Genomic DNA, 22968 nt, shown 5'->3' on the forward strand with positions numbered 1-22968 from the left:
GTTGTACGTCGGTATCGATGTGGGCACGTCCATGGTGAAGGCGGCGGCCTTCGACGCGTCCGGGCGGGAGGTCGCGGTCGAGTCCCGGCCGGTCGGGCTCGACATCCGCGACGGCCGCGTCGAGCAGGACATGGACGAGGTGTACGGGGCGGTCGTGGACGTCCTGACGACGCTGACATCGGGGCTGGACAGCCCTGTTTCCCTGGCCGGGCTGACGGGGCAGGGCGACGGGGTGTGGCTGGTGGACGCCGAGGGGCGCCCGGTGCGGCCCGCCATCTCCTGGATGGACGGCCGGGCGCACGAAGTCCTCGACGCGTGGATGGCGTCGGACGTCTTCACCTCCGTGTTCCGGCGTACGGGCAGCGCGATGTTCCCGGGGTGTCCGGGGCCGGTGCTGGCGTGGCTGGACCGGCACGAGCCGAAGGTGCTGGATGCGGCCGCCACCGCCCTGTACTGCAAGGACATGGTCTTCCAGCGCCTGACCGGGGTCCGGGCGACGGACGTCTCGGACGCGTCCATGCCCTTCCTGGATCCGCGGACACGGACGTACGACGACGGGGCCTTGGCTCTGCTGGGCCTCGGCCACCGGCGCGGTCTGCTCGCCCCGGTCAGTGACCCGGTCGCGGTCGGCGATGCGTCTGGTCCGGGCCTGCCGGCCGGTACGCGGATGGCCAACGGCCCGTACGACCTGCCCGCGTGCGCGCTCGGCGCGGGGGTGACGCGGCCGGGGGACGGGCTGCTCATCATCGGCACGTGCCTGGCGTCGCTGGTCGCGACGGATGTCCTCGACCTGGAGGCCGGCGAGCCGGCCGGGCTCTACATCTCCACGGACCGCGAGGGGCAGTGGCTGCGCGCCATGCCGGCGATGGTCGGCACGGCGGCGCTGGACTGGGTGCTGAACACGACGGGCGTACGGCACGAGGAGGTCGACGCGCTCCTGGACGCGACACCGCCGGGGGCGAACGGGGTGCAGGTGCTGCCCTACTTCGCGCCGTCGGGCGAGCGCGCCCCGTTCGTGGAGCCGCGGCTGCGGGCGGAACTGACGGGCGTGTCGCTGGAGACGACGAAGGGCGACCTGGTGCGCGCGACGTGCGAGGGGATCGCTTACGCCGCGCGCCACTGCCTGGAGGCGGCGGGCCTCACGGGCACCCTGGCGGTCTGCGGGGGCGGGACGCGGTCCCCGGCGTGGCTGCGGCTGTTCGCCGACGTACTGGGCCGCCCGTTGCGCGTGGTCGAGGGCGAGGTGGGCGCGCGGGGCGCGGTGCTGGCGGCGGCGGAGCGGTACGGGGTGGAGCTGGACGTGGCGTCCTGGACGCGTCCGACGACGGTGGTCGAGCCGGACGCGGGGCGGGCGGAGCACTACACGGTGGGCTACGCGAAGCACCTGGCGCACTTGGCGGAAGCCCGAACCCGAGCGCGGGGCCGTGCCGGCACCCCGGGCTGAGCTTCCCGGGGGTGCGAGTGGCCCGGCGCTCCGGGGTCGGTGCCGCGCCGGGGCGTCTCCTCGGGCGTCGAACACCGAGGCACCGCGTTTTCTCCGGGCCGGTTGCGTTCAACGCCCTGCGGGGAGCGCCCCGACACGTCCCCTCCCGGCACCGTGACTCGCGAGGCGGGGTGGGGGCGGAGGATGCGGACTGCGCGCGCTTGGTCGCTTTCAGCCCGTCCGCGCAAGGGGCGGGTGCGGCCCGCCAAGTGAAGCCCGCATGGCCTCCGGTCGGCCACTGCGTGAAAGGGGGCGTACTCAGCTCCGCACGGACACAGGGCGGCCTATCGTGCAGTCGCCGCCCCTCCATATCCCCGCCTACCAGGGAGACTTCCATGCCCGCACAGCAGCCGAGACGCCGTTCCGTACTCCTCGCCGTCGGCGCCGCCGCATCCGCCGTCACCGCCCTGCCCGGCGCGAGCTCGGCAGCCGCGGACGAACCCCACCGCCGGCCCAAGGGTCCCATCGTCATCGGCCACCGCGGCGCAGCCGGCTGGCGCCCCGAGCACACCGCCGCGTCGTACACCCATGCCGTCCAGACCGGCGCCGACTGGATCGAGCCCGATCTCGTACCGACCAAGGACCACGTCCTCGTCGTACGGCACGAGAACGAGATCTCCGGGACGACGGACGTCGCGAAGCACCCGGAATTCGCGTCGCGGCGTACGACAAAGACCGTGGACGGCCGGTCCGTCACCGGATGGTTCACGGAGGACTTCACGCTCGCCGAGCTGAAAACCCTGCGAGCCGTCGAGCGCCTGCCGCTGGTCAGGAACAGGAACACCGTCTTCGACGGCCGACTCGAAGTCATGACGTTCCAGGACGTCGTGGACCTGGCAAGGCACTTGTCCAAGCGGCACGGGCGGACGATCGCCGTGTTCCCGGAGACGAAGCACCCCACCTACTTCCGCTCGATCGGCCTGCCCCTCGAACCGGAGCTCATCCGCGTCATTCGGCGCAACCGGCTCGGCGCCCACGAATGCGTCGTGCAGTCCTTCGAACCGTCGAGCCTGACCCGGATCGCGGAGGCCCGGCTGCGCCTGCCGCTGTGGCAGGCGCTGGGGACCACGGGCGGGCCGTACGGCCACCCGGCGACGTACAAGGAAATGATGACGCCGGCCGGTCTGCGGCAGATCGCGGAGTACGCCGACTGGATCGGCCCGGACAAGTCCTCGGTCGTCGCGGCCCCGCCGCTGCTCGCGGACGCGCACGCGGCGGGGCTGAAGGTCGGGGCGTACACCTTCCGCTGCGAGAACCAATTCCTGCCCGCACAGTTCCGCCGCGGCACCGCGCCCAACGACTTCGGGGACGCCTTCGCGGAGTACGCCCTGCATTACGGGCTCGGGGTCGACGCGGTCGTGACCGACTTCCCCGACCTCGCGGTCATCGCGAGGGACGCGGCCGGGGCCACGGAGTCCTAGGAGTCCTAGGAGTCCTAGGAGTCCTAGGAGTCCTAGGAGTCCTAGGAGTCCTAGGACCAACGGACGACCGAGATCTGATCAACTCCGAGCCCTCTTGCTGCTAACCTGCACTTGCACATCAGTCGCAATAAGCAGTCGGAGGGCTCGGATTCCATGGCCGTTTACACACTTCCTGAACTTCCGTACGACTACGCGGCGCTCGAGCCTGTCATCAACCCGCAGATCATCGAGCTGCACCACGACAAGCACCACGCGGCCTACGTGAAGGGCGCGAACGACACCCTTGAGCAGCTCGAAGAGGCGCGCGACAAGGAGTCGTGGGGAACGATCAATGGGCTGGAGAAGAACCTCGCGTTTCACCTCTCCGGCCACATCCTCCACTCCATCTACTGGCACAACATGTCCGGTGACGGCGGCGGTGAGCCGTTGGAGAAGGACGGGCTCGGTGAGCTGGCGGACGCCCTCGCCGAGTCGTTCGGATCCTTCGACAAGTTCAAGGCCCAGCTGACCAAGGCCTCCGCGACCACCCAGGGTTCGGGCTGGGGCGTCCTCGCGTACGAGCCGGTCAGCGGCCGCCTGATCGTGGAGCAGGTCTACGACCACCAGGGCAATGTCGGGCAGGGGTCGGTCCCGATCCTGGTGTTCGACGCCTGGGAGCACGCCTTCTACCTTCAGTACAAGAACCAGAAGGTGGACTTCATCGAGGCGATGTGGAAGGTCGTCAACTGGCAGGACGTGTCGAAGCGTTACGCCGCCGCGAAGGCGCGCGCGAACAACCTGCTGCTCGCGCCGTAGGCACGCACGGCAGGCACGGCACGCACGGCACACCATGGCGTCCTGCTCGTGATCGTCTTCTCAACCATCACTTGCAGGCGGATGAAACGGCCGGCCCCCGCGAGGACCTGACTCGCGGGGGCCGGCTGTTTTCGCGCGGTAGACGTTGCTCCGACGCCCTGTCGTTCTGACGTTCTATTGCTAATCCTGTCGCTCCCTGCCAGGCCCCGATTAGGATCGTCCACTCCTGACTTGTGACCACAGTCGGCGGAGGATCCGCATGATGGCGAGCAACAAGCCGATCTACTGCGACACCTGTGACTCGTTCGAGCCGCACCGGCCGCTCAGCGGCGAGGAGAAGGCGTGGCTGAAGGACCGTATTCGCGCCAGGAACGTCGACAACTACCTCATGTGCACTGCCGAAGGCTGCCGGAACCTGCGCACGGGCATGAACAAGGCACCCTTCACCCCGGAGCTCCGCGTCCCGCCACCACCCGAGTAGGAACCTGCGTCGGCCGACGAACCCCGGGCGGGGGCGTTGGCAGCCCTGGGGCCTTGTTCGCTTCTGGTGTGGGGGCCGCCTTTTCGGAGGGTGGCGCCGGAGGCCCGCCCCTCAAGGGCGCTCCTACGTCGCGTCGCCTACGGCGATTCCGCTCCGCTCCCCCCTTGACCGCCGACCCTCCGCCGCAATGCATCTGGGGGGCGGCCCCCGGGGGAGCCCACGGGAAGGTCCGGGGATTAGCCGCTCGCCGCTGCCGACCGACGGCTGAGTGGGTGGGGCGCGGCAGGTTGAGGAAGCGGCTCGGCCCCAGGCTCAGCGGCCGACGGGAACGGCCCTTGGCGCGACCTCCCCATTCCCACGCACACGACCACCCACACCGGCGAACGGCCGACCGACCGGGTCGACCTGCGAACTGATGACTGCGCGGGTGGGGCGCATGAGTTGAATGGGGTGACTCGGGCGGGTGTGGCGTCCGCCCCGACCGGTGGTCGGTAGAGCTACAAGCCCGTTGCTGGTGTGGGTTGGGGGTGGGGCACGCGATCGCGGTAGCGGCCGTGGGTCGAAACGCTCCCATGACGACTGGGAGCGATACAGCTGAGACGAGTGGGACTAGGTGTTGCTGGTCATGACGTTGTTGACGGCTCTGATCGCGGCGCTGTCGGGTCAGCTCGCGGTGAGCCGTGACTTCTTGACCTTGTTGCCGCAGGTGTTCATGGAGCACCAACGGCGGTTGGCTCCGCGGCTGGTGTCGAGATAAAGCCCCGCGCATCCGGGGCCTTCGCAGTTCTTGATGCGGCTACGGTCGGGGCCCCCGAGGATGCGGATGGCATCCGTGGCCAGGACGCCGAGGGCGTCACCAATAGGGGTCGTGTCCGTCAGGTGCCATTCTGCACGTTCGTGCTCCAGCGCAGCCTTCGCATGCCCAGCGGCAGCCACCGTGTTGAGGGTGCGGACATCCTTTGAATCCGGCTGTTCACCTGCGGCGATCGCCGACCCAATTCGGTAGATCGCCTCACGCAGTTCGACGGCGTCCTCCAGATTGGCAGGCGACACGTCTGTGACGTCGAGCCCTGTGGCCTGCAGCCACATCTTCAGTCGTGCGGGGCCGGTCAGCCGCTCTCTCGGCTCCATGCCGGCTCTGTCGCTGACGGTGGCAGTGAATCGGAACGCCAGGACCTCGTTGTCCATCCGGAACACACGCCGTACGTCCTCGGTCATTTCCAACCTCCGCGGTGAGCGACAACACTCATCGAACCGTCTTAGGCGGTTCGAAATGATGGTAACTTCATGGTTCCATTGAACCGTCTTAGACGGTTCAATGGAAGGGGCGTGCTCTGCATGAGCAGCATCGCGGTCATCGGTCTGGGAGCGATGGGGAGACCCATCGCGCACAACCTCTTGAAGGCCGGCCACGACGTCGTGGTGTGGAACCGCTCCGACGCACATGCGGAGCAACTCGTTGCAGCGGGTGCCCGTCGTGCCGCCTCAGTCGCAGAGGCCATGCACTCGCCGGTGGTCTTCTCGGTCCTGTCCGATGACCGGGCCGTCGCCGAGACGTTCATCGACTCCGGTGTCCTCTCTCAGATCCCGGCCGGAACTGTTCACGTCAACCTCGCCACGGTGAGTGCCGGCCTGGCTCGCCGGGTCGGCGCAGCGCACGCCGAGTCCGGTGTCGGGTACGTCGCGGCACCGGTCTTCGGCCGTGTCCCGGTCGCCGAAGCGGGGGCACTCAACGTCCTTGCGGCCGGTGAGGACGGGCTGATTGACCGCGTGCAGCCGTTCTTCGATGTGATCGGCTCGCGGACGTGGCGACTCGGCGACCGTCCGGAGCAGGCCAACATCGTGAAGATCCTCGGGAACTACCTGATCGCCTGCGCGATTCAGTCACTGGGCGAGGCCGTCAGCCTCGCGGAAGGCGCCGGTGTCGACTCTGGGCAGTTCGTCGATCTGCTGACCTCGACACTCTTCCCGGGTGCCGTCTACGCAGGCTACGGGTCAATGATTGCCGAACGGCGCTACCTTCCGGCCGGCTTCACCACAGTCCTGGGCCGCAAAGACCTCCACCTCGCGCTCGATGCGGCGATCGACCACAACATTCCGCTCCCGATCGGTCAGCTGCTGCGGGCTGTCTTCGATCAGGCCATCGCCGACGGTCGCGGGGCGGACGACTGGGCGGTCATCGCGGAACAGCAACCGCGGTGACTACCGACGGCCAATGACCGTGAACGCGGCCTGGCGATCGCGCCAGGAGACAGCTCTTCGCGTTCTCTCGGTGCCGCTCATGCTCCTCGCGGGTGGGCTCCTCGCCGGCCTCACCTTCTCCGCGCTCACTCTGCTCGGCGTGCTTGTCGCGCTCGGCCTGCAAGCCAACTGCTGAACCCACCTCGGCCTCCTTGACCGCTCCTCGACTCCGCACCACCAGCCGACCGCAACACCTGACGATGTGGTGGCACAGATAGAGGATCTCCGGCGCAGGCACAAGTGGTCAGCTTGCGCAGATCGCGTTCGAGCTGTCTCGGACCGGCACCGTGGTCAGCCGACGCACGGTCAGCCGGCACCTCGCCGAGCTCGGGCTGAATCGGCGTCGCTTCATCGACCCCAACGGAGACTCGAACCGGGAACCTCGACAGATCATCGCCTGTCGACCGGGCCACATGATCCACGTCGACATGAAGAAGTCCGGCCGCATCCCCGACGGCGGAGGCTGGCGGGTCCACGGACGCGACAGCGATCACGCGCGCCCTGCACGGGGCCAGGCATCGGCGAATCACGCCGTACACACCCCGTCACAACGGAAGGTCGAGCGCTACAACCGGATCCTCGCAGAAGAGTTCCTCTACGCCAGGACCTGGTTGTCAGAGAATCAACGTTCCGACGCGCTCCACGTCTGGAACATCCACTACAACTACCACCGCCCCCACACCGCCATAAGGAACCGGCCACCCGCCACACGACTACGCGGCGGCGTCACCAACGTCTTGGCCCCTCACAGCTAGAGGGGCGTTGTGCCTCGTCAAGTGTGGGGTTCGTGGCGTTCGGTGCTCTGGGTGTGGCGGCCGACACGAGCCCGCCGAACCACCGCAATCCTCACCAGACACGTGGGTCGTATCGCTCCCGTGATGGCTGGAAGCGATACGGCTGTGGCTGGAGGGGCCAGAGGGCCGTTGAGGCTCATCAAGTGCCGGGTTCGTCGCGTTCCACGCTCCGAACCAGACCGTTGGGGCGGCGGGCGGCAAGTCCCCGCCAACGGTGAGAGCGAGCACGCTACTTGGCCGGAGTGACTGCGGCGGGATTTTCATCTCGACCGTCCCCTCCAGCCCCACGGAGCCGACCTCCCCGCTGGATGGTCGGCCGCCGCAAGCCACACCGAGTCCTCGGGCCTTGGGACTAACCGCTCGCGCGCTGGTTTGAAGTGATACGGATGGGACGGATGGGGCCCCAGGGGGGCCGGGATTCATCAAGTGATGGGTTCGTCGCATTCCGACGCCTGAACGGGGTTGTCGGAGCGACCGCCCCCTCAGCGGCGACTTCTCGCCAACCGTAGCGGCGTCCAGGTCCGCCGCGCCTGCCCGATTCACCTCATCCAGCCGGAGCGGAATCGAGACCTCGGTGTCGACCCGAGCCGCCGGCCCGCCTTCTGCCCGCACGCACTGCCTGCGACGACCCGACCGGATGTCGACGTGCACCGAAACCGGCCTGCGATGCAGTTTGCGATCACCCAAGTGAGATTAAAGCGGCATAAAAGGGACGAGCGGGTTCGTCTTCTCGTGGGTTCGTTTCGTTCGAAGTCGAGGGCGAGAGTGTCGAGCCGGTCCGCGAGCCCCGTCGCTCGTCCCGGCCGGACCGTCGGCAGGACTGCCTGCCACTGGACGCCCCTCTACACACCCACACCAGCCACGTGCTTGCGGCCCAACCGACCACCGGACGGGACGGACGCCACACCCACCCGAGTCACCCCATTCAACTCATGCGCCCCACCCGCGCAGTCATCAGTTCGCAGGTCGACCCGGTAGGTCGGCCGTCCACCGGCTTGGGTGCTCGTGTGCGTGGGAATGGGGATGGCGCGCCAACGGCCGTCGCCGCAGTCGCTGAGGCTGGGGCCCAGCCGCCCCATAGACGTCGCGCGCCCCACTCACTCGGCCGACGGCCACCGAACCGACCTCCGCCACTCCCCCAGCCCCCGTGCAGGGCGTTTTTCTTTGGGCCGTCCCCGTATAAGCGTTAGCGGTGGGCCGGGGCGGCGGGTCAAGGGTGGGCCGAAGGCACATCGCGCAGCGACGCGACCGCAGGGAGCGCCCTTGACGCGCCGTCACGGCCCACCGACACTCGAGCGCTCGGGACGGCCCGCCCCCCAGAAGCAAGCCTTGGTTTCCCGGCCGTCCCCGTCCCCGCCTCCGCCCCGCCCCCGCCCCCCTCAGTCGAAGATCGGGCCCTGCGTGCGCGTGCGCTTGATTTCGTAGAAGCCGGGGATCGACGCCACCATCAGCGTGCCGTCCCACAGGCGTGCCGCCTCTTCGCCCTTCGGTGCCGGGGTGACCACCGGGCCGAAGAAGGCGATCTCCTCGCCGTTCGCGCCCGGGACGGAGATCACCGGAGTACCCACCTCCTGGCCGACCTTGTCGATGCCCGCCTTGTGCGACGCCCGCACCTCGGCGTCGTACGTCTCCTTGTCGGCGTACTCGATCAAGTCAGCCGGAAGACCCGCGTCCTCGAGCGCGCCTGCTATCGCCTCCAGGGTCGAGCCCTCACCCTTGTTGTGGAAGCGCGTACCGAGCGCCGTGTACAGCTTGCCGACGGCCTCGTCGCCGTGCAGCTGCTGTGCCGCCGTCACCACACGCACCGGGCGCCAGCCCTTGGGGCCGAGCAGTTCGCGGTACTGCTCCGGCAGCTCGTCGAGCTTCTCCTCGTTCAGTACGGCAAGGCTCATGACATGCCAGCGAACCTCGACATTACGGACCTTCTGGACCTCCAGCATCCAGCGGGACGTCATCCAGGCCCACGGACACAGCGGGTCGAACCAGAAATCCGCCGCGGTCTTGCCGTTCTCTGAGCTCTCGGACATGTCTCTCCTCAATAGCGTCAATGGCGTCAATGGCGTCAACAGCGCGGTCGCAACCTGACGGTGGCAACGCCACCGGCCCCCGGAGGCATTCCCACGCTCCCCACCCCAGCGCCGCGTGCGAGGATCGGGAGGTTCGAACGAGACACGAAGGAGTGCCCGTGCCCGGTGAGAATCTGTCCCGCGACGAGGCCCGCGCGCGGGCCGAACTGCTGTCCGTCGAGGGGTACGAAGTAGCCCTCGACCTGCGATCGGCGGTCGGGGAGACCCGGGATGGGAGGGACAGTACAGAGGGTGGGGACGGTGCGGACGGTGCGGACGGCGGGGACGGGCCTCGTACGTTCCGCTCCTTGACCACCATCCGTTTCCGGTGCGCGCGGCCCGGTGCCGACAGCTTCGCCGATCTGCTGGCGCCCTCCGTGACCGCCGTCACACTCAACGGCGAAGCGCTGGACCCGGCCGCCGTCTTCGACGGCAAGCGGATCGCGCTCGCCGGGCTGCGGGACGACAACGTCCTGGTCGTGGACGCGCAGTGTGCGTACAGCCGTACCGGCGAAGGCATGCACCGCTTCGTCGATCCCGAGGACGGCGAGGTGTATGTGTATACGCAGTACGAGCCGGCCGACGCGCGCCGCGTCTTCGCCAACTTCGAACAGCCGGACCTCAAGGCACCGTTCCGGTTCGAGGTGACCGCTCCCGACGGGTGGACCGTGTGGAGCAACGGGGTCGGCGAGGTGACCGCTGCAGGTGCAGGTGCAGGTGCAGGGGTTTGGCGGTTCGGCGCGACCAAGCCGATCTCGACGTACATCACCGCCTTCGTCGCCGGTCCGTACCACTACGAGAGCGATCTGTACCGGCGGACGTTCAGCGACGGTACGGAGCTCGAAATCCCGCTTGGCGCGATGTGCCGCAAGGGGCTTGCCCGGCACTTCGACGCGGATGACATTTTCACCGTCACCAAGCAGGGGCTCGACTTCTTCCACGACAACTTCGACTTCCCCTACCCCTTCGGGAAGTACGACCAGGCCTTCGTGCCGGAGTACAACATCGGCGCCATGGAGAACCCTGGCTGCGTCACCTTCCGCGAGGAGTACATCTTCCGGGGGAAGGTCACGCAGGCGTCGTACGAGCGGCGGGCGAACGTCATTCTCCACGAGATGGCGCACATGTGGTTCGGCGATCTGGTCACCATGCAGTGGTGGGACGACCTGTGGCTGAAGGAGTCCTTCGCCGACTTCATGGGGTCGTACTCGATGGTGGAGGCCACTCGCTTCACCAACGGATGGATCACCTTCGCCAACAACCGCAAGGCGTGGGCCTACCGCGCCGATCAGCTGCCCTCTACGCACCCGATCACGGCCGACATCCGTGACCTGGAGGACGCGAAGCTCAACTTCGACGGGATTACGTACGCCAAGGGTGCGTCCGTACTCAAGCAGCTCGTCGCGTACGTCGGGAAGGACGCCTTCATGGAGGGCGCCCGACGCTACTTCAAGCGTCACGCCTACGGGAACACCCGGCTCGAGGACCTGCTGGTCGTGCTGGAGGAGACCTCGGGGCGGGATCTGGCGTCCTGGTCACGGGCGTGGTTGCAGACCGCTGGGGTCAACTCGCTCACTCCCCAGGTGTTGTACGACTCGGCCGGGCGGATCACCGAGCTGGCGGTGTTCCAGGAGAGCGCCGCGTCCCATCCTGAGCTGCGGCCTCACCGGGTGGCTGTCGGGCTGTACCGGCGAGAGGGAGTCGGCGGTGCGCTGGTGCGGTACGCGCGGGCCGAGGTGGATGTCGCCGGGCCGCGTACGGTCGTGGCGGAGCTCGCGGGCAGCGAGAAGCCGGATCTGGTGCTCGTCAACGACGACGACCTGACGTACTGCAAGATCCGCTTCGATGCGGAGTCGCTGGGGACCCTGCGTGCTCACCTCGGTGATGTCAGTGACCCGCTGGCGCGGGCGCTGTGCTGGTCGGCGATGTGGAACCTTACGCGGGACGCGCTGATGCCGGCGCGGGATTTCGTGGACCTGGTGCTGAAGTTCGCCGGACGCGAGACGGACATCGGCGTACTCCAGATGCTGCACGCGTGGACGCGGTCCGCGCTGACGTACTACGCGGCGCCCGAGTGGCGTGAGCAGGGCGGGCGTTCGCTGGCGGAGGGCGCGCTGCGGGAGCTGCGGATCGCCGAGCCGGGCAGCGAGCACCAGCTGACGTGGGCGCGGTTCTTCGCGGCTACGGCTTGCCGGGACACCGACTTCCAGTTGCTCCAGGGGCTGCTGGAGGGTACGGCCAAGATCGACGGGCTCGACGTGGACCAGGAGCTGCGCTGGGCCTTCCTCGGGCCGCTCGCTTCGCACGGTGTGGCGGACGAGAAGGCGATCAACGCGGAGCTGGCGCGGGACGACACCGCTTCGGGCAAGCGGCACCAGGTGCGGTGCCTGGCGTCGCGCCCTTCGGCCGCCGTCAAGGCGCAGGCATGGGCGGCGGTCGTGGAGTCCGACACGCTGTCGAACGCGCTCGTCGTGGCCACGATCGACGGGTTTGTGCAGCCGGGGCAGCGGGAGTTGATCGCTCCGTACGCACAGAAGTACTTCGCCGCGATTGAGCGGGTGTGGGCCGAGCGGTCCATTCAGATCGGGATGGATGTGGTGTCGGGGCTGTTCCCGGGGCTCCAGGACGACCAGGGCACGCTCGACGCGACGGACGCGTGGCTGGCCGGCCACGCGGACGCGGCGCCGGCGCTGCGGCGGCTGGTGCTGGAGGCGCGGGACGACTTGGCGCGGGGGCTGCGGGGGCAGGCGTGCGACCGGGCTGCGGGGGTGTGACGGCGCTGGGGGTGACGGCGCTGGGGGTGATGCCGCTGGGGGTGCGGAAGTCGGTGCGGCTACGGGTGCCTGCGGCGCTTTTCGGCGGGTGGGGTTTCGGCAGTCGAACGGCCGTACTTTAGTGCGGGGTTGTCCCGGATTGTCGACAGGTGCGTAACAGCGGTTAGGCGGCAGGGGGTGGGCGGGAAACCCCGGGACATGAACCACAACACCCCCGTCTCCCCCCGCCCCCTCAGCCACCTCTCCGACGCCCAGCGGCGCGTGCTGTCCGCCGCCCAGCTGCGGGCGCACGGCGTGTCCACCGCCCAGACCGCCGCGCAGTGCCGCCCCGGTGGGCCTTGGCAGCAGATCCTGCCCGGTGTCTTTGTCCTGCACCCCGGGCCGCCCACCAGCGAGGAGCGGCTGCACGCCGCCCTGCTGTACGCGGGGCGGCCGACCGTGGAGCGCGTGGTGCCGGCGCAGGCCAGGGGGGAGGGCGAGGCAGGCTCGTACGGTGACGTCATGGTCACCGGGCTCGCCGCCCTCGCCCTGCACCGCTTCTCCTCCGCTCCCCCGCTGCTCTCCCTCGACCGGATCGACGTCCTCGTGCCGCGCACGCGGCGGCTGCGGTCCACCGGCTGCGCGCGGCTGGTCCGGGTTCATGCGCTGCCCCCGGTCCAGCACATCGGCGGCCTGCCCGTCGCCCCCGTCGCCCGCGCCCTCGCCGACGCCGTCGCGCAGCTGAGTGACGCCGATGCCGTACGCCGGCTGCTCACCGAGGCCGTACGCGGCTCCCACTGCGAACCGTCGGCGGTCGTGAAGGAGTTGACGCTCGCGCGGCTGCTCTCGCGGCCGCACGTCATCGACGCCGTCGACTCGCTGCTCGCCGAGGGGCGGGCCATCGCCGAGGACCGGCTGTATGCGATGGTCCGGGATCACGGCCTGCCGGACCCGCTCTGGAACGTCGATCTGCGGCTGCCCGGCGGGCCCCACCTCGGCGGCGTCGACATCTACTGGCCCGACCAGGCCGTGGCCGTGGAGCTGGACACCCGGGCGCCCCGGCAGGACGAGGACGCAATGGGGTCTCCCCTGCTCGAGCGAAGCCGAGAGCTTGGGGAATGGTCGGCGTACGCCCGTAAGCGCGAACACCTGGAGCGGCTCGGCATCACCGTCGTACACATCACGCCGAAGAAGCTGCGGGAAGCGGTGGAGCAGCAGGCGACGGTCGTACGGACCGCTCTCATGGCGTCGAGCGATCGGGAGCCGCCCGCTTATGTGGTGGTTCTGCCACGCTAGCGGCGCAGCAGGCTCAGCAGGCACAGCGGGCTCAGCAGGCTCAGCGCTTCTTCAGCAGGAGCTCCGTGTTCCGGGCGTCCGCCGGGCCCGCCAGGGTCTGCCGGGCGCCCGGCGCGTTGAGGGACAGTTCGCGGTAGAGCGCCGCCAGGCCCGTCTGGGAGAGGTCGGTGTAGTCCGTGTGGTGGGGGGCGGCGGACTCGATCAGCGTGGTGAAGAGGGAGAGCGTGCCGTCGTGGTTGTCGGTCAGTTCGATGATCCGGGCCAGTTGGGGGAACTCGACGTGCGAAGCCGTGGAGATCTCCCAGAAGGTGCCGTGCGCGAGGATTTCGTTGCGGTGGCTGTGTCCGTTGATCCAGGCGATGACGTTGCGGTGCTGCTGGAGGAGGGCGATGAGTTTGTCGCCGCCGCCGTCGTCGAACGTCCAGCTGTTGTGGTGGCTGAAGACGATGACGTGATCGTCCTGGTGGGTGAGCAGAGTGCGCCTCAGCCAGTCCAGTTGTGCCTTGCCGATCGAGCCCGCGAAGTGGCCGCCCCGGTCGGTGGTGTCGAGGCTGATGCCGAGTACGTCGTCGGAGATGCGGAAGGAGTAGTGGAGGTCGCCTGTGTCGGCGTTCTCGCGGGTGTAGCCGTGGCCGGCCGGGCCCGCGCCGGCGTACGCCGGGTCCAGGTGCGCCTCGACGTACTCGCGCGGGGTGAAGGGGGCGCGGGCCGGGTCGGGCGTGATGGAGCGCATGCGGCGGGTCTCGCGGCGCAGGAGGTCGGTGAAGTAGCTTCCGCTCGGGTCGTTTCCCTTTCTGAGTACGGCTTCGAGCGCGCTCGCGTCGGCCACCGGGAGGGACATCAGCTTGCGGCCGCCTACGGCGAAATCGGCGAGGAAGCCGGAGCCGTTGGCGCCGGAGCCGTTGGCGGCGGCGTTGGCGAAGCAGCCGCTGGGCAGGTCGTCGTGGTTGCCGACGGTGGAGTACCAGGGGATGCGCAGGCCGGGGCTGTTCACCGGGCGTAGTGCTGCCGCGAGGTAGCCCTCCAGGCGCGGGAAGCCGCGCTTCTTGTCGGCGTCGCCCAGCACCGCGTCCGGGTGCCAGTACAGGGGCAGGCCGGAGTCCTGGACGCCTTCGTAGCGGGTCGGGTCGCCGGTGTTGGGGGTGATGCGGCCGCCGCTCATGGTGCGCAGGAACCAGTCGAGTTCGGCCTTGTTGTTGTTGTCCGTGTTGTCACCGGTCGTCATGACGAAGCCTAGGTCCGTGCCGGTGACGGGGCCGCCGCGGAGTGCGTTGACGCGCTCGACGAGCGAGATCGCGCCGTGGACTGTCAGGGCTTCCTGGGGGCGCCAGGCGCTGGGCGCCTGGGCGCGCAGGTATTCGGTGCGGACCGGGTGCTGTACGTCGGTGAGGTGGAGGTCGGTGAGCTGTACGAAGGACGCGAGCGGCGTACGTCGCTCGACGCGGCCCGAGCGGGCGGCGGTGAGCTGGGTGCGTACGACGCGCTGCCAGCCGGGGCCCGTTGTGAGCCGCCGGTAGCCGGAGGCGGAGCCGCGCGGGGTGGCGACCGTGCGGAGGGTCGTGGCCGTCCAGGGTGGGACGGCGACGGGGGCCCGGGCGGGGGTGGGGTTGGGAGCCGACGCCGGGGCGACGGTAGGGGGTGTTGCCTGGGCACCGTGCTCCGGGCGGAGCGCGAGCCCGATGCCGGCGGAGATGCCGACCGCTCCGGTCGCGGCGAGGAACGAACGGCGGTCGAGGGCGGCTTCGGCTGCGGAACGTAGGCGTGACATGGTGCGGTCTCCCCGGGGTGCGATCGCATCGGCCGGGCAGAGGGCGGACCACTGGTGGGAGCCAGTGGAACCCCTTGCCCCATTGGATCGTTGACACCGGGGATGGCCTGCGCGTTAACGGCTCCGCAACGCGCAACGCCGATCACCGAACAGGGATCACCGCTGGGGCCGCGGGGGCGTGCGGGCAGGGTGCGGGGGGCCGCGGGGCAGTGCGGGTGCCTGCGGCGCTGTTCCCCTACCCGCCCCATCCCGCTGTGACACTTTGCGGCTCCGCCGCGTGGGGGCGCTGCCCCAGACCCCGCTCCTCAAATGCCGGAGGGGCTGAATACTGCCGCGTAGCGGCAACCGTTCACCCTCACCGCCCCGGCAGCGCCACCCGCCCCACCGCCGGCCTTGTCCGCCACAGTTCCATTCCCGTATCGACCAGCTCGACGTGGTCGAGGCGGGGCACGGCCTCCAGAGGGTGCCAGGCCGCCAAGTCCGTCGAGCCGGTGGTCTCGTGGCGGAGTTCGCCGCCGGTGATGTGGCCCTCGTACACCACCCGCAGGCCCTGGAAGTCGGCGAACGTGCCGAGCCTGCGCGGGTAGCGGCGGGTGATGGAGTCCACGCCCAGCAGCCGGACCGGTTCGACGGCGTAGCCCGTCTCCTCCTCCACCTCGCGGATCACCGTGTCGTACGGATCCTCGCCGTGGTCCATGCCCCCACCCGGCAGCGTCCACCGCTTCGCGCCGTCGGGCGCAACCCAGCGGGCCAGGAGCACCCGTCCCTCCCGCACGCACACGGCGTAGGCCGCCACCCTCAGCTCTCGGTTCATTGGCTGAGGTTACGGGGTGACACCGACAAGCTGTCCGGTATCTGGGGATTTGAGCCCAGTGGCGCATACCGCGCAGTGGCGGATGTGTGCCACGACCGCATTCCGCCCCCGGCAACTCTCCCCAAACAACCATCACTTAGGCAAGGCTGAGCGGTCATCCGGCACCGTATTCCGGACTCCTTCTTTCACATACAGGGAAGCCCATGACCCTCGAATCATCCGGCTCCATACCCGGGGCCAGACCCGCGGCCCGCATAGCGCTCGCCGCCGGTCTGGTCGCCGCGCTGTGTGCGACCGCACCGGTGCCCGCCCTGGCGGCCGGCCCCGACGACGCCCGGGCCACGGCGCCCGCGCCCAAGTCCGCCGCCGCGAAGCTCGGTTCCGCCGACGCGCAGCTGCTCGCGGAGGCCGAGGCCGACGGCGCGAAGAGTGTCACGCTGATGGTCGCCACCGCGCCCGGCGCCACCGAGCAGGTCGCGCAGCAGCTCGGCTCCGTGCAGGGCGGCCTGGTCGGCCGTACGGACGACAAGCTCGGATACGTACGGGCCACCCTGCCCACCGGCAAGGCGGACGCGGCCATCAAGGCCGCCACGAAGCTCTCCTCCGTCCACGGCATCGACCTCAAGCAGGAGATCCTGCTGGACGACCCGACGCCGGCGGGCGACCGGAGCAAGGCTGCGGAAACCGCCACAACCGGGACCTACTCCGGCCCCGGCAAGCAGACGCCCGCGAAGAACCCGTACAACCCCTCCCACGAGACCGGCGCCGTGGAGTTCGTGAAGGACAACCCCAAGGCCGACGGCCGCGGGGTCACCATCGGCATCCTCGACTCGGGTGTCGACGTCGGTCACCCGGCGCTCCAGAAGACCACCACCGGCGAGCGCAAGATCGTCGACTGGGTGACGGCCACCGACCCGGTCGCGGACGGTGACGGCACCTGGCTGCGGATGGACGGCGCCGTGACCGGCCCGACGTTCACCTCCGGCAGCCGTACGTACTCGGCCCCCGCCGGGTCGTACATGTTCCGGAACTTCGCCGAAGCCGCCACCAAGGGTGGCGACATGAACGGCGACCTCAACCGCGACGGTGACACCACCGACGTGTGGGGCGTGCTCTACGACGCCGCCTCCGGCACGATCCGCGTCGACCTCGACGACGACGCCGACTTCGGCGACGAAGAGGCGATGAAGCCGTACAAGGACAAGCACCAGGTCCGGTACTTCGGCAAGGACGACCCGGCCACCGAGGTCGTCGAGCAGATCCCGTTCGTCGCCGAGGTCCGCAAGGACGTCGTCCACAACGCGGCCGGCGCCAAGTCCGACTTCGTCAACATCGGCGTCATCGAGGGCTCGCACGGCACGCACGTCGCCGGCATCACCGCCGCCAACAGCCTCTTCGGCGGCCGCATGAACGGCGCCGCCCCCGGCGCCAAGCTGGTCTCCTCGCGCGCCTGCACCTGGAGCGGCGGCTGCACCAACGTCGCACTCACCGAGGGCATGATCGACCTCGTCACCAAGCGCGGTGTCGACATCGTCAACATGTCGATCGGCGGCCTGCCCGCGCTGAACGACGGCAACAACGCGCGCGCCCAGCTCTACACGCGCCTCATCGACACGTACGGCGTGCAGCTGGTCGTCTCGGCCGGCAACAGCGGCCCCGGCACCAACACCATCGGTGACCCGTCCCTCGCCGACAAGGTCGTCTCGGTCGGCGCGTCCATCTCCAAGGAGACCTGGGCCGCCAACTACGGCTCGGTCGTGGAGAAGCGGTACGCCATGATGCCGTTCTCCTCCCGCGGCCCGCGCGAGGACGGCGGCTTCACGCCGACCATCTCCGCGCCCGGCTCGTCCATCAACACCACCCAGACCTGGTCGCCCGGCGGCCCGGTCGCGGAGGCCGGCTACAAGCTCCCGGCCGGCTACTCGATGCTGCAGGGTACGTCGATGGCCTCGCCGCAGGCGGCGGGCGCCAGCGCGCTGCTGCTCTCGGCCGCCAAGCAGGAGAAGATCGACCTCACGCCGGTCGAGCTGCGCACCGCGCTGACCAGCGCCGCCGACAAGATCAGCGGCACGCAGGCGCACGAGCAGGGCTCCGGCCTGATCAACGTCGTCGACGCCTGGGACGCGATCGAGGACGGCGCGACCGCCCACGACTACGCCGTGAAGGCGCCGGTCGACACCGCGCTCGACCAGAACCTCAAGACGCCGGGCTTCGGCTCCGGTGTCTACGACCGTGAGGGCGGCCTGAAGGCCGGGCAGAAGAAGACGTACGACGTGACCATCACGCGTACGAGCGGCCCGGACCGCGCGATCGAGCACGAGCTGGACTGGAAGTACAACGACGGCACGTTCCGTCTCCTCGGTGACGGCGACGTCGACCTGCCGCTGAACAAGCCGGTCACCGTCAAGGTGCAGGCCAAGCCCGGCTCCGCCGGTGTGCACAGCGCCGCCCTCGAAGTGGACGACGAGGACACCGAGGGCATCGACAAGCAGATCCTCGCGACCGTGGTCGTGTCCAAGGACCTGGTGAAGCCCTCGTACACCTTCTCGGACACCGCCTCCGTGCAGCGCAACAGCAGCAAGTCGTACTTCATCAACGTCCCCAAGGGCGCGAAGTCCCTCGAGGTCGCGCTCGGCGGTCTGGGCAAGGACAGTCAGACCCGGTTCATCGCGATCCACCCGTACGGCGTCCCGGTCGACTCCACGTCGTCGATCGTCTGCTACCCGAACTACACCAACCCGGCCAACACCTGCCGCCCGGACCTGCGTTCGTACGCGAACCCGCAGGCCGGCGTCTGGGAGGTCGAGATCGAGTCGCGCCGTACGTCGCCGCTGCTCGACAACCCGTACAAGCTGGACGTCTCGGTGCTCGGCGCCGCCTTCGACCCGGCCGTGCAGACCATTCCCGAGGCCAAGGTCGGTACGCCGGCCCCGGTCGAGTGGAAGGTCACCAACGGCTTCGCCGCGATGGACGGCAAGCTGAAGGGCGGCTCGCTCGGCTCCTCGAAGGACGCGCGCCCGAGCATCAAGCAGGGCGAGACGCAGACCACCACGGTCACCATCGGTGAGGGCGTCGAGCGCTTCGACGTCGCCATCGGCGGGGTCTCCGACGCGACCGCCGACCTCGACCTGACGGTCAAGCGGGGCGCCGCGGTCGTCGGCCAGGCCGCGGACGGCGACTCGGAGGAGGCGGTCAGCCTCATCAAGCCCGCAGCCGGTACGTACACCATCGAGGTGGACGGTTACGCGGTCGGCGCCGCCGGCACCGAGTACAACTACCGCGACGTGTACTTCGCGCCGTCGCTCGGCCAGGTCAAGGTCGACGACACGCAGGTCGTGCAGCTGGCCAACGGCGCTTCGGCGCAGGTCAAGGCCGAGGTTGTGGTGGCCGGAGCGGCCCCCGAGGGCCGGCGCTTCTTCGGCCAGGTGCAGCTGGTGAACACGCGCGGCACGGTCGCGGGCTCCGGCAGCGCGCAGATCGAGAAGGTCACGCCGTAACACTGCTCGTAGCAGCGTGAGTTACGCACGAGGGGCGGGCGCCCGCACAGGCGCCCGCCCTGCCGCGTTCCCGGAGAAATCCACCCCGGAGAATTCGAACTGCACATCGACTTCACATCATCTTCACTGTCACCATGTTCCCCATGACGCACATCATCAAGGGGGCCAACACCCCTGTGCCCAGCGAACTTCTCCGCGTGGCAGTCTGCCGCCAGAACGTCGCCGGGGCTCCGGCCGTGGACGCATCGGCCCTCCTGCTGGACGCGAACGGCAAGGTGCGCGGCGACGCGGACCTGGTCTTCTACAACCAGCCGCACCACCCGTCGGGCACCGCACGGCACTTGGGCACGAACGAGGCCAACGGCCGGCTCGCCGAGTGGCTGGAGATCGATCTGCCGCGCGTCGAACCCGAGGTGCAGCGGGTGCTGATAGCCGGTTCCTGCGACGGCGGCGTCTTCGGCTCCGTACCCGGGCTGTACGTCCAGGTCCTCACCGGCGGCGGAGTGCCGGTCACGCTCTACGCGGTGAACGACGCGACGAACGAGACCGCGTTCGTCATCGGCGAGTTCTACCGGCGCGACGGCGGCTGGAAGTTCCGTGCGGTCGGGCAGGGTTACGCGTCCGGGCTGGCCGGACTCGCGACCGACTTCGGCATCGCGGTCGACGGGGGCGAGGCCGCGCAGGCCCAGGCGCAGACCGTGCCCCAGCCCCAGAACGCGGTGCCGGCGCCCGTGCCCGCCGCCCCACCGGCTGCCACGTACGCACCCGCACCCGCGCCCGCACCCGTCATCCAGGACGCCGTGCCCACGCCCGTCCAGCACTCCGCGCCCGTCCAGGACCGCGTGCCCCACACCTTCGGCCCCCAGTTCCCCACCTTCGTACGCCGCGGGCACGGCAACGACGTCGTCACCGTCGACGCGCCCATTCCCCCCGGCCCGGTGATCATCGAGGCCTGGCACGAGGAGGACGGCTACTTCTGCGTCGAGACGCTCGACCGCCGCAACAAGGACGACGAGCTGGTGTTCAACACCACCATCACCACCTTCCGCGGCCGGGCGCTCATCCAGAACCGCCCCGACCGCCCGCTGCGGCTGAAGATCGAGGCGGACAACGACTGGACCCTGATGGTGCAGCCGCTCTCCGTCGCCCGGGACATGACGGAGGGAATCCGCGGCTTCGGACCGGAGGTCGTCGTCTACCACGGCCCGGTGGCCGACCTCGACGTGGAGTTCGCAGGCGACGAGGACGAGGGCGGCTACTTCGGCGTAAGCAGCTGTGAGACCGCCGACAAGTTCAGTGACCGCAGCGATCTCCTCGTCAACGAGACCGGCCGGCTGCGGCAGACCGTTCCCCTCACGACCGGCCCCCTGGTGATCACCGTCGAGGCCGACGGCCCCTGGTCGCTCACCCCCCGCGCGCTGCCCGTCTTCGACGCGGCCGCCGCCCGGGCCACCGGCGTCCACCAGGGCCGCGGCGCGACCACGGTCACCCTCACCAACCCGAACCCGGGCCGCCCCGCCGTTCTCGAGTACACGGTCCAGAGCGACGGATCGCTCTTCGGCTACGAGGTCGCGATCCTCGACGAGTACGACGACGAGGAGCGCTTCCTGCGCGGCAACGACAACGGCGAGCAGGGCCGCACCCTCCTGTTCCGCAAGGGCGAGGCCGAGGTCCGGCTGCGGATCGCGGACGCCGTCGACTGGAACCTGCGGCTGATCCCCCTGGACCAGGTTCCGGTGCTCACCGGCCCGGTGCAGAGCAACGGCAGCGAGGTCTTCCGCTACGACGGGCCGCCCGCCCTCCTCGGCATCCGCCGCACCACGTCCGACGACCACCCGCTCTGCGCCCGCACCGTCCAGGCCCACGGCAAGACCGTGATCTCCGCCGACACCCAGGGCAGGCGCCGCCCGGTCGTCGGCCCGCTCTGGGTGATGAGCGGGGCAGCTCACTGTTACGTTCTGGTCGCCGCCGCCGGAGCGACCGGCTGGCAGATCGAGCCGATGGCCGCCGAAAGCGCCCCGGCCGTCGGCCAGACCGTCTCGGGCCAGGGATACGCCGTCGTACGCAACACCGGACCCGAAACCGAGATGATGCTCACGCACGAGTCCAAGGGCGCCCTGGACCTGCCCGTCGTCTGGGCCCTCGACGAGCGCCTGGAGCCGGTGCGGCGCATCACCACCGCCCCCGGGCTGCACACGTTCCCCAGCGGCTTCCTGCAGATCCGGACGGGTGGCGCGTGGAGCCTGGAGACCCGGTGACGGCCATGTGACGGCCGTGACAACGGTCACCCGGTCCAGGGGCCGGACAATGGATTGGACAAGGCGGCCCGGGACATACGCATTATGGACAGCACCAGGTCAAGCCCCCAGCAGCACGTTCGTACGTACGAAGGAGTCCTCGTGAGGGTCGGAATCGTCGGAGCCACCGGTCAGGTCGGCACAGTCATGCGCACCATCCTGGCCGAGCGAAAGTTCCCGGCCGACGAGCTTCGCCTCTTCGCCTCCGCCCGTTCCGCGGGCTCCACGATCGAGTGGCAGGGCAAGGACATCACCGTCGAGGACGCGTCGACGGCCGACTACACCGGCCTGGACATCGTCCTCTTCTCCGCCGGTGGCACGACCTCCAAGGCGCTGGCCGAGAAGGTCGCCTCGCAGGGCGCGGTCGTGATCGACAACTCCTCCGCCTGGCGCCGCGACCCCGAGGTACCGCTGGTCGTCTCCGAGGTCAACCCGCACGCGGTGGCGACCCGCCCCAAGGGCATCATCGCCAACCCGAACTGCACCACGATGGCCGCGATGCCCGTCCTCAAGCCGCTGCACGTGGAGGCCGGCCTGACGGCCATGGTCGCCACCACCTACCAGGCCGTCTCCGGCTCGGGTGTGGCCGGTGTGGCCGAGCTCGACGGTCAGGTCAAGAAGGTCGTCGACCACGCCGCCGAGCTCACCCACGGCGGCGACGCCGTGGACTTCCCGGAGCCCGGCGTCTACAAGCGCCCCATCGCCTTCAACGTGCTGCCGCTGGCCGGCTCGATCGTGGACGACGGTTCCTTCGAGACCGACGAGGAGCAGAAGCTCCGCAACGAGTCCCGCAAGATCCTGGAGATCCCCGAGCTCAAGGTCTCCGGCACCTGCGTACGCGTCCCGGTCTTCTCCGGCCACTCGCTCCAGGTCAACGTCCGTTTCGAGCGTCCGCTGAGCGTGGAGCGCGCGACCGAGCTGCTCGCCGGGGCACCGGGCGTCGCCCTGTCCGAGATCCCGACGCCGCTCCAGGCCGCCGGCCAGGACGTGTCGTACGTCGGCCGTATCCGTCGCGACGAGACCGCCGAGAACGGCCTGGCGCTGTTCCTCTCCGGCGACAACCTCCGCAAGGGCGCGGCGCTCAACGCCGTGCAGATCGCGGAGCTGGTCGCGGCCGAGCTCAAGGCCTGACCTTTTCCGTACTCTCGCTGCGACCGGTGGGGCGGGGGACAGCCCGGGGCCGCCCCCCCCACCATCACGCACGCCCCCCAACCCACAACCCCCCACAACAGAACAACCCCACCGCCCACCCCCCCCCCAAC

At 69.6% G+C, this 22968-nt stretch carries 15 protein-coding genes and 1 pseudogene; 12 read left to right on the forward strand and 4 right to left on the reverse strand.

Annotation, left to right across the window (positions count from 1 at the left end; all coding sequences use genetic code 11):
* Position 1 precedes the first annotated feature (1 nt).
* From ABZX79_RS22630 to ABZX79_RS22645, 4 genes are all read left to right on the forward strand, one after another.
* Entirely contained in the window at positions 2 to 1444 is a 1443-nt protein-coding gene (locus tag ABZX79_RS22630; protein ID WP_355260525.1) for an FGGY-family carbohydrate kinase, read from the forward strand.
* A gap of 374 nt (positions 1445 to 1818) precedes the next feature.
* Complete coding sequence (locus ABZX79_RS22635; RefSeq protein ID WP_355260464.1) at positions 1819 to 2904, forward strand: glycerophosphodiester phosphodiesterase family protein; 1086 nt, start codon at positions 1819 to 1821, stop codon at positions 2902 to 2904.
* 153 nt (positions 2905 to 3057) lie between these two features.
* On the forward strand, positions 3058 to 3699 hold the full coding sequence (locus ABZX79_RS22640) for a superoxide dismutase (RefSeq protein WP_355260466.1): 642 nt from the start codon (positions 3058 to 3060) through the stop codon (positions 3697 to 3699).
* A 259-nt stretch (positions 3700 to 3958) separates the two neighbouring features.
* Positions 3959 to 4180 carry a hypothetical protein gene (locus ABZX79_RS22645; RefSeq protein ID WP_355260469.1) on the forward strand — a complete coding sequence of 74 codons (222 nt, stop codon included), beginning with the start codon at positions 3959 to 3961 and terminating at the stop codon, positions 4178 to 4180.
* A gap of 663 nt (positions 4181 to 4843) precedes the next feature.
* On the opposite strand, the gene ABZX79_RS22650 is transcribed toward ABZX79_RS22645, so the two are convergent.
* Positions 4844 to 5368, reverse strand: a complete 525-nt coding sequence (locus ABZX79_RS22650) for an ABATE domain-containing protein (protein ID WP_355260528.1) — start codon at positions 5366 to 5368, stop codon at positions 4844 to 4846.
* Between the two features lie 150 nt (positions 5369 to 5518).
* Between ABZX79_RS22650 and ABZX79_RS22655 the strand changes: the two genes are divergently transcribed.
* The 3 genes and pseudogenes from ABZX79_RS22655 to ABZX79_RS22665 form a co-directional block, all read left to right on the forward strand.
* Positions 5519 to 6382 carry an NAD(P)-dependent oxidoreductase gene (locus tag ABZX79_RS22655; protein WP_355260471.1) on the forward strand — a complete coding sequence of 288 codons (864 nt, stop codon included), beginning with the start codon at positions 5519 to 5521 and terminating at the stop codon, positions 6380 to 6382.
* A 13-nt stretch (positions 6383 to 6395) separates the two neighbouring features.
* Positions 6396 to 6557 carry a hypothetical protein gene (locus ABZX79_RS22660; protein ID WP_355260474.1) on the forward strand — a complete coding sequence of 54 codons (162 nt, stop codon included), beginning with the start codon at positions 6396 to 6398 and terminating at the stop codon, positions 6555 to 6557.
* Between the two features lie 6 nt (positions 6558 to 6563).
* A pseudogene (locus tag ABZX79_RS22665) lies at positions 6564 to 7176 on the forward strand (integrase core domain-containing protein); the annotation flags it as partial.
* 1418 nt (positions 7177 to 8594) lie between these two features.
* Here the strand turns inward: ABZX79_RS22665 and ABZX79_RS22670 are convergent.
* The gene (locus tag ABZX79_RS22670) at positions 8595 to 9242 is read right to left on the reverse strand and encodes a DsbA family protein (RefSeq protein ID WP_355260477.1); all 648 of its coding nucleotides are present in this window, start codon (positions 9240 to 9242) and stop codon (positions 8595 to 8597) included.
* A gap of 158 nt (positions 9243 to 9400) precedes the next feature.
* Between ABZX79_RS22670 and pepN the strand changes: the two genes are divergently transcribed.
* Both pepN and ABZX79_RS22680 read left to right on the forward strand, forming a co-directional pair.
* Entirely contained in the window at positions 9401 to 12055 is a 2655-nt protein-coding gene (gene pepN, locus ABZX79_RS22675) for an aminopeptidase N (protein WP_355260480.1), read from the forward strand.
* Between the two features lie 198 nt (positions 12056 to 12253).
* Positions 12254 to 13330, forward strand: a complete 1077-nt coding sequence (locus ABZX79_RS22680) for a hypothetical protein (protein WP_355260483.1) — start codon at positions 12254 to 12256, stop codon at positions 13328 to 13330.
* A gap of 40 nt (positions 13331 to 13370) precedes the next feature.
* Here ABZX79_RS22680 and ABZX79_RS22685 read toward each other — a convergent pair whose 3' ends face one another.
* Both ABZX79_RS22685 and ABZX79_RS22690 read right to left on the reverse strand, forming a co-directional pair.
* Positions 13371 to 15098: a TIGR03767 family metallophosphoesterase gene (locus ABZX79_RS22685; protein WP_355260486.1), complete on the reverse strand. Its 1728-nt coding sequence runs from the start codon at positions 15096 to 15098 to the stop codon at positions 13371 to 13373.
* Between the two features lie 355 nt (positions 15099 to 15453).
* Positions 15454 to 15912, reverse strand: a complete 459-nt coding sequence (locus ABZX79_RS22690; RefSeq protein WP_355260489.1) for an NUDIX hydrolase — start codon at positions 15910 to 15912, stop codon at positions 15454 to 15456.
* A gap of 203 nt (positions 15913 to 16115) precedes the next feature.
* Between ABZX79_RS22690 and ABZX79_RS22695 the strand changes: the two genes are divergently transcribed.
* The 3 genes from ABZX79_RS22695 (at position 16116) to ABZX79_RS22705 (ending at position 22837) form a co-directional block, all read left to right on the forward strand.
* Positions 16116 to 19409 carry a S8 family serine peptidase gene (locus tag ABZX79_RS22695; protein ID WP_355260492.1) on the forward strand — a complete coding sequence of 1098 codons (3294 nt, stop codon included), beginning with the start codon at positions 16116 to 16118 and terminating at the stop codon, positions 19407 to 19409.
* 143 nt (positions 19410 to 19552) lie between these two features.
* The gene (locus tag ABZX79_RS22700) at positions 19553 to 21667 is read left to right on the forward strand and encodes a TerD family protein (RefSeq protein ID WP_355260495.1); all 2115 of its coding nucleotides are present in this window, start codon (positions 19553 to 19555) and stop codon (positions 21665 to 21667) included.
* A gap of 141 nt (positions 21668 to 21808) precedes the next feature.
* Positions 21809 to 22837: an aspartate-semialdehyde dehydrogenase gene (locus ABZX79_RS22705; protein ID WP_355260498.1), complete on the forward strand. Its 1029-nt coding sequence runs from the start codon at positions 21809 to 21811 to the stop codon at positions 22835 to 22837.
* Positions 22838 to 22968 lie beyond the last annotated feature (131 nt).

This window comes from Streptomyces sp. NPDC002994 (genome assembly GCF_040611155.1).
In the GTDB taxonomy this organism is placed as follows: domain Bacteria; phylum Actinomycetota; class Actinomycetes; order Streptomycetales; family Streptomycetaceae; genus Streptomyces.

Coding starts and splice junctions, on each gene's coding strand:
- ABZX79_RS22635 (WP_355260464.1), top strand. CDS start 1,819: ATGCCCGCACAGCAGCCGAGACGCCGTTCCGTACTCCTCGCCGTCGGC.
- ABZX79_RS22640 (WP_355260466.1), top strand. CDS start 3,058: ATGGCCGTTTACACACTTCCTGAACTTCCGTACGACTACGCGGCGCTC.
- ABZX79_RS22645 (WP_355260469.1), top strand. CDS start 3,959: ATGATGGCGAGCAACAAGCCGATCTACTGCGACACCTGTGACTCGTTC.
- ABZX79_RS22650 (WP_355260528.1), bottom strand. CDS start 5,368: ATGGACAACGAGGTCCTGGCGTTCCGATTCACTGCCACCGTCAGCGAC.
- ABZX79_RS22655 (WP_355260471.1), top strand. CDS start 5,519: ATGAGCAGCATCGCGGTCATCGGTCTGGGAGCGATGGGGAGACCCATC.
- ABZX79_RS22660 (WP_355260474.1), top strand. CDS start 6,396: ATGACCGTGAACGCGGCCTGGCGATCGCGCCAGGAGACAGCTCTTCGC.
- ABZX79_RS22670 (WP_355260477.1), bottom strand. CDS start 9,242: ATGTCCGAGAGCTCAGAGAACGGCAAGACCGCGGCGGATTTCTGGTTC.
- ABZX79_RS22680 (WP_355260483.1), top strand. CDS start 12,254: ATGAACCACAACACCCCCGTCTCCCCCCGCCCCCTCAGCCACCTCTCC.
- ABZX79_RS22685 (WP_355260486.1), bottom strand. CDS start 15,098: ATGTCACGCCTACGTTCCGCAGCCGAAGCCGCCCTCGACCGCCGTTCG.
- ABZX79_RS22690 (WP_355260489.1), bottom strand. CDS start 15,912: ATGAACCGAGAGCTGAGGGTGGCGGCCTACGCCGTGTGCGTGCGGGAG.
- ABZX79_RS22695 (WP_355260492.1), top strand. CDS start 16,116: ATGACCCTCGAATCATCCGGCTCCATACCCGGGGCCAGACCCGCGGCC.
- ABZX79_RS22700 (WP_355260495.1), top strand. CDS start 19,553: ATGACGCACATCATCAAGGGGGCCAACACCCCTGTGCCCAGCGAACTT.